This is a genomic window from Phenylobacterium sp. (assembly GCF_030693805.1).
Lineage (GTDB): Bacteria > Pseudomonadota > Alphaproteobacteria > Caulobacterales > Caulobacteraceae > Phenylobacterium.
Genome location: NZ_JAUXZW010000402.1, coordinates 1 through 3,178 on the forward strand (window position 1 = coordinate 1; position 3,178 = coordinate 3,178).

Below are 3,178 nucleotides of genomic sequence, written 5' to 3' on the forward strand. Positions count from 1 at the left end.
GCCAGCCAGTCGCGGATCTCCGCCCTGCCCAATGACAGCATCGGGCGCAGGACGAAGACGCCGCGGCCCTGCGGCCAGGCGGGCGAGGGCGCCCATTCCTGAGGCTCGCCCAGCCGCGGGCCGGCCTCGCGCATCAGCCGCGCTTCAGCGATGTCGTCGGCGGTGTGCCCCATCAACAGGACGCTTGCGCCGGCCTCCCGCGCCGCCTCGGCCAGCAGGGCGTGACGCGCGCCACGCGCCGCGGCCGGCAGACCCGACGGCGGCTTTGGGCCGTCCCAGGTCAGCGCGCGGAACGCAGCGCCCGCCTTGCGCGCGCGCTCGCCGCAGGCCCGCGTCCAGGCGGCGCTCTGCGGCTGCAATCCATGATCGAGGCTAAGCGCCAGGACGCGGCGCCCATGACGTTCAGCCCAGTGGAGTGTGGTCAGCAGCAAGGCCAGGGAATCGCCGCCGCCGGAAATGGCGACAGCAACCGGCGACGGCGACGTCCTTGAGAGCCGTCGGTCCAGCGCTTGGTCGACGCGGCCATCGAAGGCGGCAGACGGCGACTGACGTCGGGAAGTCAGGCCGCGCACTTGGCCTGGGCGCGAGCGGCCTGGGCGCGCGCCAGCACGGCGGGCGGCGCCTTGGGATAGTGGCGGGTCAGCTCGGCCAGGGTCTGACAGGCGTCTGTGGGTTTTTTCAGGCCGATCAGCGCGCGCGAGAGTTCGACCACGGCGTCGGGCGCCCATGAGGTCTGCGGCCAGCCGCGGATCGCGCCGATGAACGCCGCGGCCGCATCAGCATGCGCGGCGCGCACAGCAAGGGTCTTGCCGAGCCAATAGTGGGCCTCCGGCGTCTTCGGGCTGTCGGCGTAGTTGGCCACATAGTTGCGCCACGCGACTTCGGCGCCGTCGTAGTCGCCGCCCAGCATCTGCTGGCGCGCACGGGTGAACGCCTCGGCCGCGGTGGGCGCGGCCGGGCCGCCTGCCACCGGCGCAGGGACGCCCTCGGGCGGGGCGACGGCGCGTTGTTCCGCGGCGCTCAGCCGGTCGGCCAAGGCGCGGTTCTGCGCTTCCAGCGCCTGGGTCGCGGCGCGTGACTGCTGCAGTTCGTGGGAGGTCGAGTCGAGCGCGCCGTTGATGCGGGTGAGCGTCTGTTCCAGGTCGCCGACCCGGCGGGTCAGTTCCTGCATCTGGTAGTCGGTCTCGGCCGGCTGCACGACCACCGGGCGGCCGGTGTCGCGGGCCTGGAAGACGATGGCGCGCAGTTCGCGCACCACCTTTTCCATCCGCTCGACACGGCGGGCGTCGCGGGCGTCGAGGGGATCGTCCATCGGCGTCTGGGCCAGCCCTAGAGATGGGCTCAGCGTCAGCAGGACGAAGGCGGCGGGAATCAGCAGTCGGCGAAGCGGCATGAGCGGATCATCTGCAAGGCGCGGCGTTCAAATTGCGGCGGTCACGCCTGTTCCCGGACGGGGCCGCCCCGTCCGGGATGGTCGCGATGGAGGCTTAGCGTGCGCCGGAGGTCAGCGTGGTGTGGGCGTTACGGTTACGCTGGTAGGAATCTTCCGACGTCCCCGGATCGATCGGCTGTTCCTTGCCATAGGACACCGTGGCGATCCTCGAGGCTTGGATCCCGCGGTTGACCAGGTAGTCGCGCACGGAATTGGCGCGGCGTGCGCCGAGCGCCAGGTTGTATTCGCGGGTGCCGCGTTCGTCGGCGTTGCCTTCGATGCGCACGGCCACCGCAGGATAGCGTTGCAGCCATGCCGACTGAGCGTCGAGCACGGGGCCGGCGTCGCTGCGGATCGTGTAGCTGTCGAAATCGAAATAGATTCGGTCACCGGCGTTGATCACGAAGTCCTGGACCGATCCCGGGACCGGCGCCTGGCTGACCGGTCCGGGCGGTGGGAGGTTCGATTGCGAGTCGGTGGGGCCGGACGGCGTGGGAGTGACCGGCGCGGGCTTCGGCCGCGCCGTACAGGCGGCCATCGATGCGGCGACGCCGACGATTAGCGCCAGTCTAACTGCGCCCTTGGTGTTGAAGCTCGTGATGATCACGCGAGGCCTCTCCTTGAGGTTGGGGGTTTGACCAAAGGCGCAACGCGCGCCAGGTCCAGACTCCACCGCGCGAACTGGCGGTGCAACATTCGAACGGTCGAGATCACGCGATCGTTTCATTTGACTCGACTTGTCAGTCCAACAGCGGCGACCACGCCGGATCGGATCCGGACCCCGGATAGGGCGTCGCGCGCTGCACCCGACCGGTGACGTCCACCGACCACAGGCGCGGCCCCTGGCCCTGGCCCTCGCGGAAGAACATCAGCACGCGGCCGTTCGGCGCCCAGGTGGGGCCTTCGTCGAGGTAGCTGTCGGTGAGCGTGCGCTCGTCGGATCCGTCTGGCCGCATAACGCCGATATGGAAACTGCCGCCGGTCTGCTTGGTGAAGGCGATGTATTCCCCGGTCGGGCTCCACACCGGGGTGGTGTAGCGACCCGAGCCAAAGGACAGGCGACGCGCGCCGGAGCCGTCGGAGTTCATCACATAGAGCTGCGGATTGCCGCCGCGGTCAGAGTTGAAGACGATCTTGGTCCCATCTGGCGAGAACGACGGAGATGTGTCGATCGCCGGGTCGGCGGTCAGCCGCGTGGAGGTGCGGCTGCGAAGGTTCATCACATAGATGTCGCTGTTGCCGCCGCGCTCCACCGAGAACGCCACGCGCCCGCCGTCGGGCGAGAAGCGCGGCGCGAACACCATGCCGGGGAAGTCGCCGAGGGTCTCGCGACGGCCCGTTTCCAGGTTGAACAGATAGATCGACGACCCCTCGGGCCGCAGCGCCATGTAGGTGATCTCCTGGCTGGTCGAGGAGAACCTGGGCGTCATGACGATGTATGAGCCGTCGGTCAGGTAGCTGGGATTGGCGCCGTCCTGGTCCATGATCGCCAGCCGCTTGACCCGTCCGACCCGCCCGCCGCTTTCGGCGACGAACACGACGCGGGTGTCGAAATAACCCTTCTCGCCGGTCAACCGCTCGTAGACGGCGTCGGAGATCTTGTGCGCCACGCGCCGCCAGTTCTCGGGACTGGCGGTGAACTGCAGGCCCAGCAACTGCTGTTCGGAGAACACGTCCCACAGGCGGAAATCGACGCGAAGCCGCCCGCCCTCGACCGTCACCTGGCCGTTGACCAGCGCCTGGGCG

4 protein-coding genes are annotated in these 3,178 nt (G+C 69.3%); all 4 read right to left on the bottom strand.

Going from position 1 to position 3,178, the window contains the following annotated elements; all coding sequences use genetic code 11:
- The coding region (locus Q8M88_RS16055) for a tRNA lysidine(34) synthetase (protein ID WP_305598163.1) at positions 1–563 on the bottom strand (563 nt) is incomplete at its 3' end.
- Positions 560–1,393: a tol-pal system protein YbgF gene (ybgF, locus tag Q8M88_RS16060; RefSeq protein ID WP_305598161.1), complete on the bottom strand. Its 834-nt coding sequence runs from the start codon at positions 1,391–1,393 to the stop codon at positions 560–562. The genes Q8M88_RS16055 and ybgF, both read right to left, overlap by 4 nt.
- A 94-nt stretch (positions 1,394–1,487) precedes the next feature.
- A complete protein-coding gene (gene pal / locus Q8M88_RS16065; protein WP_305598164.1) occupies positions 1,488–1,970 on the bottom strand; it encodes a peptidoglycan-associated lipoprotein Pal in 483 nt (160 codons plus the stop codon).
- 202 nt (positions 1,971–2,172) lie between these two features.
- Positions 2,173–3,178: Tol-Pal system beta propeller repeat protein TolB (gene tolB, locus Q8M88_RS16070; RefSeq protein WP_305598162.1), on the bottom strand; the 1,006-nt coding region annotated here is incomplete at its 5' end.